Here is a 15,212-nt window from a genome sequence, read left to right as displayed (position 1 = left end):
TGTTAAATTAAATTGAGCAAACCTAAAAAAATACTTTGGCAATTATAGATGCGATCTAAAATTTATGCTTAAACAATGCTTAAATAGTAAAAACACCATTGCCGGAGGGTAATGCTTGCTGCTTATTTCCTTAGATCATAAAATAATAAAATGACCCGGTTGGACTACTTTCGAAAAATAAGTAAGTCAAATAATTTTGATTCGATAAATTGATTCTTACTTTTGCCCCGGGTAAGTCTTATACGACCAGCTCCTGCTAACCTCCCCAGGCCGGGAACGGAGCAAGGACATGCGGTTGTAGCGGTGCGATGTAAGTAGCTTACCCATTTTTTATTGGTTGTCGTTGTTCCTGATACTTATAATGTTGGCTTCATTCCTATCAATCGCTGTTAATTAAGCTCAGTGTATTTCTGATTCACCCCTTTAAACCTACCTCATATATAATGAAGTAGCTAGTATAAAAATCAATACTTTAAACCAAGAATAATTGTAATATGTTATTTTTTATTGACACAGCAAACCTTGCACAAATAAAAGAAGCCAATGACCTTGGCGTACTTGATGGTGTAACCACCAACCCATCGCTCATGGCTAAAGAAGGAATTAAGGGCGAAGAAAAAATCAGGCAACACTATATAGATATATGCAACATTGTTGATGGCGATGTAAGTGCAGAAGTTATCAGCACCGATTTTGCCGGTATTATAAAAGAAGGCGAAGCATTGGCTGCCTTACACAAAAATATTGTTGTAAAAGTACCGATGATTAAAGAGGGAGTAAAAGCATTAAAATATTTCTCAAAAAAGGGAATTCGAACCAACTGCACCCTTGTTTTTTCTGCAGGGCAGGCATTGCTGGCAGCAAAGGCTGGTGCAACGTACGTTTCACCATTTCTAGGAAGGTTAGATGATGTAAGTACCGATGGCATGGTATTAATAGAGGATATACGCACCATTTATGACAACTATGGATTTAATACAAAAATATTGGCAGCATCTATTCGCCATCCTATGCACATTATTCAGTGCGCTAAAATCGGTGCCGATGTGGCCACCTGCCCATTAAATGCTATAACTGATTTATTAAAACATCCATTAACGGATATAGGGCTGGCCAAATTCCTGGCAGACGCAGCCAAGTAAATTAAATACCTTCTTCCTTTATATAAAAGGATTCGAATCGTATGCAAAAAACAGTTCAAACACGCCTTGGCAATTTTCTTTATGAAAATTGCTTTCCGGTTTACAATATTATTTACCCTTACTTTAAGTTCAAACAAGATGCTCACGAAATTGAACTTCTGAATGAAAATATCAAAAAGGGCGACATCGTTTGTGATATAGGAGCAAATATTGGGTTCTATACGAAAATAATTTCAAGGCTTGTAGGAATCAAAGGGTATGTGCATGCCTTTGAGCCTGACAAAAAAAACTTTGAGTACCTGCAACGCAATTGCTTTTCCTTAGCAAATGTTTCGCTTAACCCCAATGCTGTTAGCGAGCAAAATGGAACGGTAACTGTATACGTTTCTGACTTCTTGAATGTGGACCATCGAACCTATGAGCCCGAATCGTATAAAACAAAGTACGAAATGCCTTGCGTGAGCATAGATAGTTATTTGCAAAGAAATAAGAAAGTTGATTTTATAAAAATGGATATTCAGGGATTTGAAATGTTTGCCCTGAAAGGGATGAAACAATGCCTTGAGTATAATCATCAAATAAAATTACTTTCAGAATTATGGCCTTATGGTTTACAAAAATCAGGCAGCAGTGTAAAGGAATTCGCTGACTTTTTATTCCAACTAGGCTTTCAAATTTTTTTGTTTACAGATGGCGAGCAAAAACTTATGAGTATGCAAGACTTGCTGGCTTTACCTGTACACGAAGAAAAATATTTCAACATCTACGTTAGGCGAATGGAAAGTGCCTAATTGTTGAAATATGTTATCATTGCCCCCGTTTTCATAAAACGCTATACTTTTCTAACAGTGAATAAGAAAGAATATTTTGATCAGATTGCCGGCAACCGGGTTAAAAATCGCAAAAGTCACCGCTATTATTGGGATGACATTACTAAGTATTGCAATTATTTTTCTCACGAAAATTATTCGGTTCTTGAAATTGGATGTGGCACAGGAGAATTGATTCACGAAATTAACGGAAAAAATAAAACCGGAATAGACTTTAGCGCTAACATGATTGAGATTGCCAAATCGCAATTCAAGGATGTGGACTTTCTTGTAATGAGTGCCGAAGACATTCAACTTGATCAAAAATTTGATTTGATAATTCTATCAAATCTAATAGGCTATGTGGATGATGTGCAGCAGGTATTTGAGCAACTTCACCGAGTGTGTCATCAATACACAAAAATAATAATCACCTATTACAGTTATCTATGGGAACCCGTTATAAAATGGGGAGAGCGATTGGGAATTAAAACCAAAACACCGAATCAAAACTGGCTGTCGCAACAAGACATTCGTAATTTGCTCGAACTGTCCGGCTTTGATGTTTATCGCAGAGTAAATTCAATGTTGTTACCTTTTCGCATACCGCTTCTTGCCCCATTGTGCAATAAGATATTGGTACGTTTACCAATATTCAAATTCTTTGCATTAAATATGTATTCGTTTGCAAAGCCCAAGCATGAAACCGAAAAAAATTTGGATGAAAAATATTCTGTATCGATTGTAATACCTGCACGAAACGAAGCGGGCAATATTGAAAATGCCATTACACGGATGCCCAAATTCAGCAAACACCAGGAAATAATATTTATAGAAGGCAATAGTACCGACAATACCTGGCAAGTGATACAGGAGATAAAGAAAAAATATGAGGGCCAATATGATATCAAGATAGGACAACAACCTGGTAAAGGAAAAAATGATGCAGTAAAAACCGGATTTGCAATGTCGACCAGCGATATACTAATGATACTAGATGCTGACCTTACCGTTCCACCTGAAGACCTGCCAAAGTTTTACAATGCTATTGCCAGTGGACAAGGCGATTTTATTAATGGCTCGAGGCTTATCTATCAAATGGAAAAAGAAGCCATGCGCTTTTTAAACCTGCTTGGAAACAAATTCTTCTCATCTGCTTTTACATGGTTGCTTGAGCAACCATTTAAAGATACACTGTGTGGTACTAAGGTAATCTTTCGCAAAGACTACGACAACCTGGTTATCAACCGGAAATTTTTTGGTGACTTCGATCCCTTTGGCGATTTCGATTTGATATTTGGTGCATACAAATTAAACATGCGCATTGTTGAAATTCCAATTCGCTATCGCGAAAGGACCTATGGCGACACAAATATTTCGCGTTTTACACATGGCCTTATTCTACTACGCATGTGCATGTTTGCAGCCAAAAAAATAAAGTTTATTTAACTTGCAGTGAGTTAGCCTAAGGCAATTCACTATTCATAGTAGAACCACGGAGCTGTTTGCAGGGTTAGTGCCTCTTACCCCTACTGCTTCACCATTTTTCCACTCAACAGCTTATCTTCTAATTTAACGGTGTATATATACGTTCCCGGAATCAGATAATTTCCATCTACAAAATAGATGTAGGTATTTTCTCCTCTTTTTACCGGCTTTATCTTATTTATAAGCTGTCCGTTGGCATTATAAATCTCAAGCAATGGCTTCCGAGGCAAATCAGCAGTGAGTGTAATGGAGGTAAAGTCTGAAAATGGGTTCGGAGCATTTTGCGCTATAGCTGCCAATTCAATTTCGGGTTGCAGCCCATCACGTTTATGCAATAACTCATGACCATAGGTACACGCATCAGGCAGATTGCGCAAGGTATTGGGATGAACCTCCATGTAATTTATATTTTTGGCATAGGCATATTCAAAAAGAAATTTTAACGAATCGTGTAACGCAGCCGATGGGTTGCCAAAGTATTTAAACGAAACCTGTAAGCCACCTTGCGCACCATTAAACATGGCTGTATCAATTAATGAAGGCACAAAGTTTTTCGAAAAAGCATTCCATTGTATCATCATTCGTTTACTGCCACTGTTAACAGCTTTATTAATTAATCGGGCAGCAATGCTCTGATTATTTTTATGAATAATATTTCCTTCATTACTAATAAGTGGAAAACTATAAGGGTCGGGCACCATAGGCACATCCAGCGGCTTGTCTTTAAAAAGCTTGATGTATTTTTTTAATATTAATCCATAAGCATCCATCACTTTGCTTGGGCGATAGCCTGCCGCGAGCCAGATGTCGTGCGCATTGGTAGTGGTGTCGTTGCCATTGGTTTCGTACACCAATCGTGGCAGTGCAAGCTCTGCTGTATAATTATTTATGCCACATACCTTTATTTGAGCTACTGTATTATAGGTAGCTGTATCGGCATTAAGCACACTTTTTAATTCTTCTAAAAATTGAAAATAATATTTCAGAAACACACCATCCCAGGGTGGTGCCATTACTACGTTAATTAATTTTTCTCCTTCGCCCCGATACGTAATTTCTTTAAACGAAAGTTTTTCTGCGCCTTCAGTAAAAAGCCAGGCAGGAGTTCCATTGCCAGCAGTAACAGCTATACATACTTTTTTGCCATGCTGGTGTGCCGTATGTATATTGCTTAGTAAAGCCTGAAAATTGTACACGTTTGGAGCCGTATGCAACGCTGACCATTTATAGCGACATACATAACCATCTGCCTGCTCGTAGGTCAGCAAATCAGATGAAATAGAACCATTCAACGAATCATTCAATATGTATAATCCGGTAGGATGCTGAATTACCTGGGCGGCTATATTGTTAATAAGCCCAAGCCATAGTATTAGCAGAATATGTGTGTGGCGGTACATGAATAGAAAAAGGGCTGCTAAGTTAATAAAATAATTGCCATATTTTACCTAACATTAATTTATCTATCAACTATAGGCCTATATGTAGGGTGGTAACAATTTAGTTGATCATTGCCCAGCATTTCGCTGCATTGTAAGACACCTTCGAAAACAGGAGCTTTAACCCCTTGCTCCAACTTTTTATTAGATATAAAAACTTGTGCCTCATCCCATAAACCATCCTCCATAAAACTTTGTAATAGTGCTGCACCTCCCTCTACCATAAGCGAGTGAATATGGCGGTTATACAAATCGTCTAAAATATTCTTAATTGAAATTCTATCTCTCTCCCAAATAACCATTTCTGCATTTGGTTGGTTAATAGATGCCATGCTTGTATATACGATGGTATTTCCTGATTCTTGAAAAACATTTGCTTGAGAAGGAATGCGCAGATTTTTGTCAATGATAACCTTGACCGGATTATGGCCATGCCAGTTACGTGTGGTCAATTGAGGATTATCATCTATAATTGTTTGTGTTCCTGCCATTATCGCTTGTATGGAAGCCCGCCATTTATGCACAAGCATTTGCGAAATCTGATTGCTAATCCATTCTATTTTACCTTTTTGCCGCACATCAGGTGCAATAAATCCATCAGCAGATTGCGCCCATTTTAAAATTACATACGGACGCTTCAATTTATTTGCCGTAAAGAAAAATCGGTTAATCTCATAGCATTCTCGCTCGAGCACTGATTTTGTAACATGCACTCCCGCATTGCGCAACTGCGCAATTCCTTTTCCATTTACCTTATCCGAATTATCGGTAATACCTACCACAACATGACCTATTTTATTTTTTATTATGAGGTCGGAACAAGGCGGTGTTTTTGCAAAATGTGAGCAAGGCTCTAACGAAACATATAAAGTAGATGCGGGCAATAGCGATTCATCATGCACGCTTTGTATACAATTAACCTCTGCATGTGCCTTTCCGAATTGTTGATGATACCCCTCACCTATAATGCGGTCTTTGTAAACCAATACTGCACCAACCATTGGATTGGGGGCAACATGGCCTTCGCCCAACTTGGCAAGTTGAAGGCATCGCCTCATATATTTTTCGTGATTTGTCACAGGAATGGTTTATTTGCAAAAATACTTTGCGAAGGAAAATAAAAATTAAGAATTGACACTATCAGAACAATACAAAGAATGCATCAGCAGATTAAGCGCTAGCTATGAAAAACATGAGGCCGAGAGTATATCACGCATCTTATTTTGTCATATACTTAAATGCAATTTTTCTGAATTGACCCTTGCACTTAATGCTGCGTATTCGCCTCTTCTTATAGCTGAAGTAGAACAATGCATGCAACGGTTGCTTAATCATGAACCAGTTCAATATGTAACCGGAGTTGTATACTTTGATAATCTCAAGTTATATGTAAATAAACATGTGCTTATACCTCGGCCAGAAACCGAAGAGCTAGTAATAAAGATAAACGGCTTACTCAAAAACATAACTCAGCCTTATGTAATAGACTTTTGTACCGGCAGCGGCTGTATGGCACTTGGTATCAAACATCAACTAAAATATGCCAATGTTGTGGGCATTGATATTTCGCCAGAAGCCATACATGTTGCCTTAGAAAATGCACAATTAAATAAATGCCAGATAGATTTTTTTGTTGATGATATTTTTAATTACGGCAATAAGCTTAAGGTTGCTATGCAAAACGCAAATGTGTTTGTTAGCAATCCCCCTTATGTAACAATTGACGATAAAGAGTTGATGCATAAAAATGTTCTTGATTACGAACCCCACCTTGCCTTATTTGATTATAGCAACGATTCCTTATCCTTTTACAGGCAATTGGCAACACTAATGAAACAGGCCCCCAAGCTGCGTTTGGCGGCATTTGAGATAAACGAAAAAAAAGGAAAAGAAATGCTGGAGTTGTTTTCAAATCAAGGATTTGAAAATTGTAAAATCGAAAAGGATATTGTTGGCAAAGAGCGCTTTATTATTATTCAATGTAATAATGAATTAACAACTAATTTTTAAACATATCCAAAGAAGTACTGAATTAAAAAAAAGCTCGCTATGAAAAAAGAAGAAGCACAAAAACGGATTGAATATCTAAGTAAAATAATTGAAGAGTATAATTATCATTATTATGTTTTGTCAGAGTCATTAATAAGCGATTATGAATTCGATCGCTTGCTCGAGGAGTTACTGCAACTAGAAAAAGATTACCCTGAACTTGCTTTGCCCGAGTCGCCTGCGCAGCGCGTAGGCGGCACTGTAAGCAAATCGTTTGCTACTGTAAAGCATAAATATCCAATGCTCTCGTTGGGTAACACTTATTCGGAAGATGAATTGCGTGAGTTTGACAACCGTATTCGCAAATCAATAGGCGACCAATTTGAATATGTGTGCGAATTGAAATATGATGGTGTAGCCATAGGAATTACTTATGTAAATGGGGTGCTTACCCAGGCTGTTACACGAGGCGATGGCGTGGAGGGCGATGATGTTACCAATAACGTCAGGACTATACGCAGCATACCATTAAAGTTGCACAAAGGCGATTATCCCGAAACTTTTGAAATACGTGGAGAGGTATTAATGCATCGTTCTACCTTTGATAAAATAAATGCAGAGAAAATCGAAATAGGTGAAGCACCGGCAGCTAATCCACGCAATTTTGCCAGTGGCACACTTAAGTTACAAGATAGTGCCGAGGTGGCTCGAAGAAAATTAGATTGCTTCCTGTATGGGCTGTATGGTGATAACTTAACTATACACTCGCATTACGATAGTTTGCGCAAAGCAAAAGAATGGGGTTTTAAAGTTTCTGACTCTTATGCAAAATGCAAATCGCTTGACGAAGTTCTTGCGTATATAAACGAATGGGAACAGGCGCGCGAACAATTGAGTTTTGATATTGATGGTGTAGTGATAAAAATAAATGACTACCGATTGCAAGATGAATTGGGCTATACTGCAAAATCGCCACGTTGGGCCATTGCTTATAAGTACAAAGCACAAAGTGCCATCACACAATTACAAAAAGTAACCTATCAGGTTGGCCGGACCGGTGCTATTACTCCGGTTGCAAACTTGCAACCTGTATTACTTGCAGGCACCATGGTAAAACGTGCATCTTTGCATAATGCCGACATCATTGAAAAACTCGACCTGCATGAACATGACTATGTGCATGTAGAAAAAGGAGGCGAAATAATTCCGAAGGTTACCGCAGTAGCCCTTAGCAAACGCAATCCTCAGGCTGCGCCTGTGCATTATATTACGCATTGTCCGGAGTGTGGCACCGAGCTCGAGCGCATTGAAAACGAAGCCAATCACTATTGCCCTAATGATAATGGATGCAAGCCCCAAATAAAAGGACGCATCGAACACTTTGCCTCGCGCAAGGCAATGAATATTGATGGCCTTGGAAGTGAAACCGTTGAACTATTAGTAGAAAAAAATTTAGTCTCCACCATTGCTGATATTTATGATTTAAAAAAAGAAGATTTGCTTGCCCTTGACAGATTTGCTGAGAAGAGTGCACAAAACCTGATTGAAGCCATTGCACAATCGCGCCAAATACCGTTTGAAAAAGTTTTGTTTGCCATTGGTATCCGCTATGTTGGTGACACTGTTGCAAAAAAAATAGCGCTATATTTTAAGAATATGAAAACACTGAGTAGTGCAACCTTTGAAGAATTGATTGCTGCACCGGAGGTAGGTGAAAAAATTGCGCAAAGTATACTGCAACATTTTTTAAACGAAAAAAACAAAACCATCATTCATCGCCTCGAAGAGGCCGGATTAAACTTTGCCATTGACGAGCAAGTGCATGCTAACCGAAGCGAAACCTTAAAAGGAATGACTATAGTAGCTACAGGTACCTTAACAAACTACAAGCGCGATGAAATTAAAGAGGCTATAGAACGCAATGGTGGCAAAGCATCGGGCAGTGTAAGCAGTAAGACCACTTTTGTTCTTGCAGGCTCCGATCCTGGTCAGAATAAAATTGATAAAGCGAATGAGTTGGGAATAAAAATTATTGATGAATCTGAATTTGAAAAAATGCTTGGCAAATAAATCTCCTTTATAGCTTTACGCAAACATTTTTTTCCTCAGTAAAAAACTTAAGCGCTTCGAAACCGCCTTCTCTGCCAACACCGCTATTTTTCATTCCGCCAAATGGTGTGCGCAAGTCACGCAACAGCCAACAATTAATCCAAACAATACCGGAATGTAACCGCGCTGCCGTGCGATGCGCGCGTGTTAAGTTTTGTGTAAAGATGGTGGCTGCCAATCCGTATTGCGTAACATTCGCATACTCGATAACTTGGTCTTCCGTATCAAAGGGCATAATCGTAACTACGGGACCAAAAATTTCTTCCAGATTTGTTCGGCAATTATATGCTAGGCCTTCAATTACGGTTGGTTCAATATAGTATCCATCTTTTAGCGGCTCTTCAAGTATCAATCTCTTTCCTCCGGTAAGAATGTCCCCTCCTTCTTGCCTGGCAAGTTCAATGTAGCTCAAAATTTTTTCCATGTGTTGTTGAGATACAATGGCACCCATGCGCGAATCGTCATTTGCAGGGTTACCAACTTTCAAGGTTTTTACCCTTGCAACAAAAGCTTTTTTTAAACTCATCGTAAATGCTGCGTTCTATAAATATGCGCGAACCACAAAGGCAAATTTCACCTTGATTACTAAAGGCCGCAGTAACTGAGGTTTTTACGGCAAGATCAAAGTCACTGTCAGCATATATGATGTTGGGATTTTTTCCTCCAAGCTCAAGCGACAGTTTTTTAAATTTTGGTGCAGCTATACGTGCAATCCACTCTCCGGTTTTGGTTCCTCCAGTAAAACTAATTACAGGAATTTTTTCATGTTCAACAATTGCCGCACCCACTTTTGTTCCAAGTCCATGCACAATATTTAATACTCCGGGTGGTAAGCCAGCCTCTATACATAATTCCGAAAGTAAGTAGGCTGTCATGGGAGTAATCTCGCTGGGTTTTGCAATTACGCAATTGCCGGATGCAAGCGCAGGCGCTATTTTCCATGTAAATAAATATAGCGGTAAATTCCAGGGCGAAATACAACCTGCAATACCAATGGGATGGCGCAGTGTGTAATTGATGGCTGTGTCTTCCATTGCATGTGCTTCGGTTGCAAGGTGAATAGCACCGGTGGCATAGAAATGAAAGTTTGCCGATGCACGCGGAATATCAACCGATTTGGCGAGCCAAATGGGTTTGCCGTTGTCAATACTTTCGGCAAGTGCGAGTGCTTCGTTTCGCTCATCTATTAAGGCCGCTATGCGCATCAATATTTTCGAACGATCAGTGACCGGCATATTGCTCCAACTTGCAAATGCTGCTGAAGAAGCATCTACAGCCATTTGAACATCACTAGCATCTGAGTCGGGCAACCTCGAATAAACTTTTCCTGTAGATGGATTGTAATTATCTAAATATGACCCCGCATTGGGAGGCACTAATTTTCCGTTTATATAGTTTGCAATGTTTAGCATCTTAATTCTTCAATTTGATGCAACGAATGTACAGCGATTGAAAAGAACAGACAACTTAAATATACTGGCAACGAAATTAATAAAATTGACTAATCATTCTAATTCGATCATGCTAAAGATTTATATTTTGAATTTACTTAAGAGATTTTTGCTAATATATAATTCAATTGATTAATCCTACTTCTGCGCGAGGCGGTTATAAATATTGCCAAGTTTTGCAGGATGCAAAAAAAAAGGCAATCAGAAAATTTGCCAAAAACAATAAGGCAAAACCTATTCAGCCTGCTAATAAAAATACAGAAAGTTTCTAAAGCACACTAACAAAGCAGCATTCCATTTCATCTACTTTCCCATTTGAAGTATTTCGCGAAAAGTATACCCTCTGTTCATTCCAATTACTATTTTAGAAATACGAACTCCTTTGGTAGCATCTGTCTTAGCGCTGTCTACCCATTTGCTATAATAATTTTGATGCGATTGAGGCATGGCATAAAATGTCTTACTAGCCATTTCATCATCGTTGAGGCATTCAACCAAATCTGCATTCAATTCATAAGCTATCTTATCGGTCATTAGCTTTACATGTACGTGTGCACCCTCACGCTTGCCAATACCTTTTCTCATTTCATTATTTACCGGCAATATAAAATCACCTTCTCCCATAGGTAAAAGCGCCACCCCTGAGATTTTAAATTTATCAATTGAACCCTTAACCCTAAACGATTTGCGTGTACCTTCTGAAATTTCGGAAGCAAGGTCGGCAGGGATTTCAATGTAGGTCCAACCGGTTTTCTCGCCCTTCTTGTCAAACTTATAAAGTACCGCTTCAAATTCAATTTGTTTGTTTTTTGTAGCCATGATATTTAATAGAATGAAGCAAAAATAAACAATGTTATTAGAGGCTGTTTAAGATATATTTATTTGTTTTACTTAAGTGATATCTTCGATTGTCTTCTTTCTTGGTTAAATTTCCAGACATTGGCACACAGTTAAGAACTGTAAAATATGGAGAGCTAATCAAAATACTCGCTCCTGTTAAACTCAAAAATAAAATTTTATACAGGCTCTTAATTAAACTTATATTTGTTTCGATAACAGAAAGTACAATTTATGAAACTCAAAACATATATACTTGTAGTAACATGTATAATGATTTATGCATCCTGTCAGCAATCAGGTGTGCAGTTAAGCAATGATACTGATATGTTGAAGTATGGCCAATCGCTATATGGCAGACACTGTATTTCGTGTCATGGTGATTCGGGAGATGCAATGCTTAATAATGCTACCAACCTTACCACCATTAAAAAAGATGTAAATGACATTGGAGATGTTATATTTCATGGTAAAAACAGCATGCCACCCTATAAAGAACTGCTTGGAGAGCCCGAAATAAGGGCAGTATCGCTCTACTGCAAAAGCTTGCAAAAATAATCCCGTTAAGCGGCATCCTTTGTGCATCGGCTGCAATCACTATATTTGCATCCCAATGCAAAAAACCGTAGCATACCATACCCTCGGATGTAAATTAAACTTTACTGACACCGCAGCCATTGCACAACAAATGCAAACTGCCGGTTATCATAAAGTAGCATTTGAACAGTCAGCCGATGTGTATATTATTAACACATGCAGTGTTACTCAAAATGCAGATTCAGAGTGCCGCAGTATTGTAAATAAAATACAACGACAAGCCCCCGAAGCTTTTGTAATAATTACCGGATGCTATGCACAATTAAAGCCACACCTGATAGCCACTATACCCGGAGTAGATATGGTAATTGGGGCGCAAGATAAATTCAGCATTGTTGAACATATTAACCGGCTTTCGAAAGACGAAACAATCGTACAGGCTTGCGAAATAACTGATGTAACTGCATTTACCGCAGCTACTTCGGGCGAAGAACGCACCCGTGTTTTTATGAAGGTGCAGGATGGATGCGATTATAGTTGCTCGTTTTGCACCATACCACTAGCGCGCGGAGCAAGCAGAAGCGATACCATTGACAACGTTATAAGCCGCATACATTCGGCAATTGAAGCCGGGGCGCAAGAGATTATTTTTACTGGCGTAAATCTTGGTGACTTTGGTATTGACCCCATCTCACGAAAAAGGACTGCTGATTTTACGAAATTGGTTTTAGCAATTGAAAAAGAAAAATTCAACTGCCGTTTTCGCATTTCATCAATCGAACCAAATTTACTTACCGATGAAATTATTGATTGCGTTTCGCAATCAACTATATGGATGCCTCATTTTCATATCCCATTACAAAGTGGCAGCAACAAGATTTTGAAACAAATGCGCAGGCGCTATTTGCGCGAATCATATGCAGCGCGTGTGGCATACATAAAACAACAAATGCCGCACTGTTGTATAGGTGTTGACGTGATAACCGGATTTCCAGGCGAAACTGATGATGACTTTATCGAAACCTATCAATTTTTAGAGCAGTTACCTGTTTCCTATCTTCATGTTTTTACTTACAGCGAACGAGATCATACCCTTGCTACTACCATAGCTGATGCGGTACCTCCCAACATCCGCAAAGCACGAACCAATAAACTCCGTTCGTTATCTCATTTAAAATATGCAGGTTTTATAGAGGCAAACCGTCATGAGACACATCGTGTGCTATTTGAAGCCGATAACAAAAACGGGCATATGCATGGATTTACATCTAATTACATAAAGGTAAAAACCAATTACAATGCTGATTTCATAAACAAGCTGATAGATTGCAACATTTCCTATATTGAGTCGAACAATGAAGCAAACATTGTATTATTGCAACCTCAATTATCATAAAATAAATACTGAATAGTGTATCCTACCGTAAGCGATCTGATTAAAGATATTTTTGGAATTAATATCCCCTTGCCCATTCAAATGTTTGGGTTTATGATGGGCCTTTCGTTTGTTGCTGCTGCTTATATACTTTACCTTGAGCTAAAGCGAAAATACAGTCAAGGACTTTTGCCATCATATACGGTTACGTATACAAAAGGAGCTGCACCTGCTATTACCGATTATTTAAGTGCCGGTTTATTTGGTTTTATTGTTGGATTTAAATTCTTGCATGGCATTTTCAATTATGCACAATGCGTTGACAATCCACAAGATTTTATATTAAGTACCGATGGCAATTGGCTGCTTGGAGTTCTATGTGCAATAGGATTTGCAGCCTATCGCTATTATGAATATACGAAGCAAAAAAATACCGAGACCGGTGAAGTTACAGAGCGGCTTCAACCACAAGTAGCAGTTAGTAATATTACAGTTACGGCTATGATTAGCGGCATTATAGGTGCCAAAATATTTCACATGCTTGAAAATCTGGACGAATTCTATCATGACCCGATTGAATCAATCATGTCATTTGCCGGATTAACATTTTATGGTGGAGCTATACTTGGAGCTGTAGGAGTAATTTGGTATACACGCAAAATTGGTCTTAAGCCAAGCATACACATTAGTGATGCCATTGTTCCCGGATTAATGCTGGCCTATTCTATTGGCCGCGCAGGTTGTCAGTTGTCGGGCGATGGTGACTGGGGAATAGATAATCTTTCGCCTAAACCATCGTGGCTCAGCTTTATGCCTGACTGGTTTTGGTCATACACCTATCCTCATAATGTAAATTCAGTTGGCGTTCCTATTGAAGATTGTGTAGGCAAGCATTGCTTTCAATTAGAAAACCCCGTTTTTCCTACTCCGCTTTACGAAGTGCTTGCTTGTTTTTTTCTTTTCCTGATTATGTGGAATGTAAGACATCGCTTGAAATATGCAGGAGTTATGACTTGCCTATATTTAATATTCAATGGCTTTGAACGTTTTTTTATAGAAAAAATTCGCATTAACACCACCTCAACTTTTGCAGGCATAACCTTTACTCAGGCAGAACTAATTTCAAGCATCATGGTACTAAGTGGCATTGCTGGTTTAATTTATATATACACCCACAAAGAGCAACAGGAGCGCGCCTTGTACAAAAATGAATCAACCACCTAACTTATGAAATTGAATTACCAACATCTGTGCGAGCAGGTGTGTAAAATTGCAAAAGATGCAGGCTCCTTTATTCGCACCGAAGCAAAGAATTTCGACCGTTCCAAAATAGAATACAAAGGGTTACACAACCTTGTTTCGTATGTAGATAAGGCCACCGAAAATATGATTATTGAAGAGCTTGACAAATTATTACCCAACGCAGCCTTTGTTGCCGAAGAGAGTTTTACTGTGCTTGACCAGTCTCTTTATAAATGGATAATAGATCCACTTGATGGCACTACCAATTTCACTCATGGACTTCCATGCTACTGTGTTAGTATTGCATTATTAGAAGGCGACAAACTGGTAGTAGGTGTTGTATATGAAGTAAACCTGGATGAATGTTTTTATACCTGGTTAGATGCCCCTTCTTATATGAACGGTGCAAGGATTTCTGTATCGTCCATCAATAAAATAAATCAATCACTTATTGCAACGGGGTTCCCATACACCGACTACAGCCGCGCATCCCCTTACATGGAAGTATTTGACTATTGCATGGTTAATTCGCATGGCCTGCGCAGACTTGGTAGCGCATGTGCCGACATTGTTTATGTGGCTATGGGTAGGCTCGAAGCGTTTTATGAATATGGTCTAAAACCCTGGGATGTGGCAGCAGGCGCATTGATTGTTGAAAATGCCGGAGGCACAGTAACTGATTTTAAAGGTGGCAACGATTTTATTTTTGGCGAAGAAATTATCACCAGCAACACGCACATACATGCTGAATTCTTAACGGTGGTTAAAGAAAAATTTGAACAGAAAAAATAAGG

12 protein-coding genes, 1 other RNA gene and 1 pseudogene are annotated in these 15,212 nt (G+C 38.7%); 10 read left to right on the top strand and 4 right to left on the bottom strand.

Annotation, left to right across the window (positions count from 1 at the left end; translation table 11 throughout):
* Positions 1-229 precede the first annotated feature (229 nt).
* From ffs to IPO27_16020, 4 genes are all read left to right on the top strand, one after another.
* An RNA gene (gene ffs / locus IPO27_16035) (signal recognition particle sRNA small type) lies at positions 230-328 on the top strand.
* Between the two features lie 166 nt (positions 329-494).
* Positions 495-1,142: a fructose-6-phosphate aldolase gene (fsa, locus tag IPO27_16030; protein MBK8847949.1), complete on the top strand. Its 648-nt coding sequence runs from the start codon at positions 495-497 to the stop codon at positions 1,140-1,142.
* 41 nt (positions 1,143-1,183) lie between these two features.
* Positions 1,184-1,933: an FkbM family methyltransferase gene (locus tag IPO27_16025; GenBank protein ID MBK8847948.1), complete on the top strand. Its 750-nt coding sequence runs from the start codon at positions 1,184-1,186 to the stop codon at positions 1,931-1,933.
* 57 nt (positions 1,934-1,990) lie between these two features.
* A complete protein-coding gene (locus tag IPO27_16020) occupies positions 1,991-3,400 on the top strand; it encodes a glycosyltransferase (GenBank protein MBK8847947.1) in 1,410 nt (469 codons plus the stop codon).
* Positions 3,401-3,480: 80 nt separating this feature from the next.
* Here IPO27_16020 and IPO27_16015 read toward each other — a convergent pair whose 3' ends face one another.
* Both IPO27_16015 and ribD read right to left on the bottom strand, forming a co-directional pair.
* A complete protein-coding gene (locus IPO27_16015; GenBank protein ID MBK8847946.1) occupies positions 3,481-4,839 on the bottom strand; it encodes a T9SS type A sorting domain-containing protein in 1,359 nt (452 codons plus the stop codon).
* A gap of 59 nt (positions 4,840-4,898) precedes the next feature.
* Complete coding sequence (gene ribD / locus IPO27_16010; GenBank protein MBK8847945.1) at positions 4,899-5,957, bottom strand: bifunctional diaminohydroxyphosphoribosylaminopyrimidine deaminase/5-amino-6-(5-phosphoribosylamino)uracil reductase RibD; 1,059 nt, start codon at positions 5,955-5,957, stop codon at positions 4,899-4,901.
* A gap of 52 nt (positions 5,958-6,009) precedes the next feature.
* Here ribD and prmC point away from each other — a divergent pair, with 52 nt between their 5' ends.
* Both prmC and ligA read left to right on the top strand, forming a co-directional pair.
* Positions 6,010-6,888, top strand: coding sequence for a peptide chain release factor N(5)-glutamine methyltransferase (gene prmC / locus IPO27_16005; protein ID MBK8847944.1), 879 nt, complete (start codon positions 6,010-6,012; stop codon positions 6,886-6,888).
* 39 nt (positions 6,889-6,927) lie between these two features.
* Complete coding sequence (gene ligA / locus IPO27_16000; protein ID MBK8847943.1) at positions 6,928-8,937, top strand: NAD-dependent DNA ligase LigA; 2,010 nt, start codon at positions 6,928-6,930, stop codon at positions 8,935-8,937.
* Positions 8,938-8,944: 7 nt separating this feature from the next.
* Here ligA and IPO27_15995 read toward each other — a convergent pair.
* Positions 8,945-10,388 (bottom strand): annotated as a pseudogene (locus tag IPO27_15995) (aldehyde dehydrogenase).
* A 342-nt stretch (positions 10,389-10,730) separates the two neighbouring features.
* The gene (locus IPO27_15990) at positions 10,731-11,246 is read right to left on the bottom strand and encodes a DUF1905 domain-containing protein (protein MBK8847942.1); all 516 of its coding nucleotides are present in this window, start codon (positions 11,244-11,246) and stop codon (positions 10,731-10,733) included.
* A 252-nt stretch (positions 11,247-11,498) separates the two neighbouring features.
* Between IPO27_15990 and IPO27_15985 the strand changes: the two genes are divergently transcribed.
* The 4 genes from IPO27_15985 to IPO27_15970 are packed head-to-tail and all read left to right on the top strand — an operon-like array spanning position 11,499 to position 15,210.
* Positions 11,499-11,822, top strand: a complete 324-nt coding sequence (locus IPO27_15985) for a cytochrome c (protein MBK8847941.1) — start codon at positions 11,499-11,501, stop codon at positions 11,820-11,822.
* A 55-nt stretch (positions 11,823-11,877) separates the two neighbouring features.
* Entirely contained in the window at positions 11,878-13,197 is a 1,320-nt protein-coding gene (gene mtaB / locus IPO27_15980) for a tRNA (N(6)-L-threonylcarbamoyladenosine(37)-C(2))-methylthiotransferase MtaB (GenBank protein ID MBK8847940.1), read from the top strand.
* A gap of 15 nt (positions 13,198-13,212) precedes the next feature.
* Positions 13,213-14,400: a prolipoprotein diacylglyceryl transferase gene (locus IPO27_15975; GenBank protein MBK8847939.1), complete on the top strand. Its 1,188-nt coding sequence runs from the start codon at positions 13,213-13,215 to the stop codon at positions 14,398-14,400.
* 3 nt (positions 14,401-14,403) lie between these two features.
* Entirely contained in the window at positions 14,404-15,210 is an 807-nt protein-coding gene (locus tag IPO27_15970) for an inositol monophosphatase (GenBank protein ID MBK8847938.1), read from the top strand.
* Positions 15,211-15,212: the final 2 nt, after the last annotated feature.

The organism is Bacteroidota bacterium (genome assembly GCA_016714535.1).
GTDB lineage: Bacteria > Bacteroidota > Bacteroidia > AKYH767-A > OLB10 > JADKFV01.
This window is presented reverse-complemented; position numbering and strand designations above follow the sequence as displayed.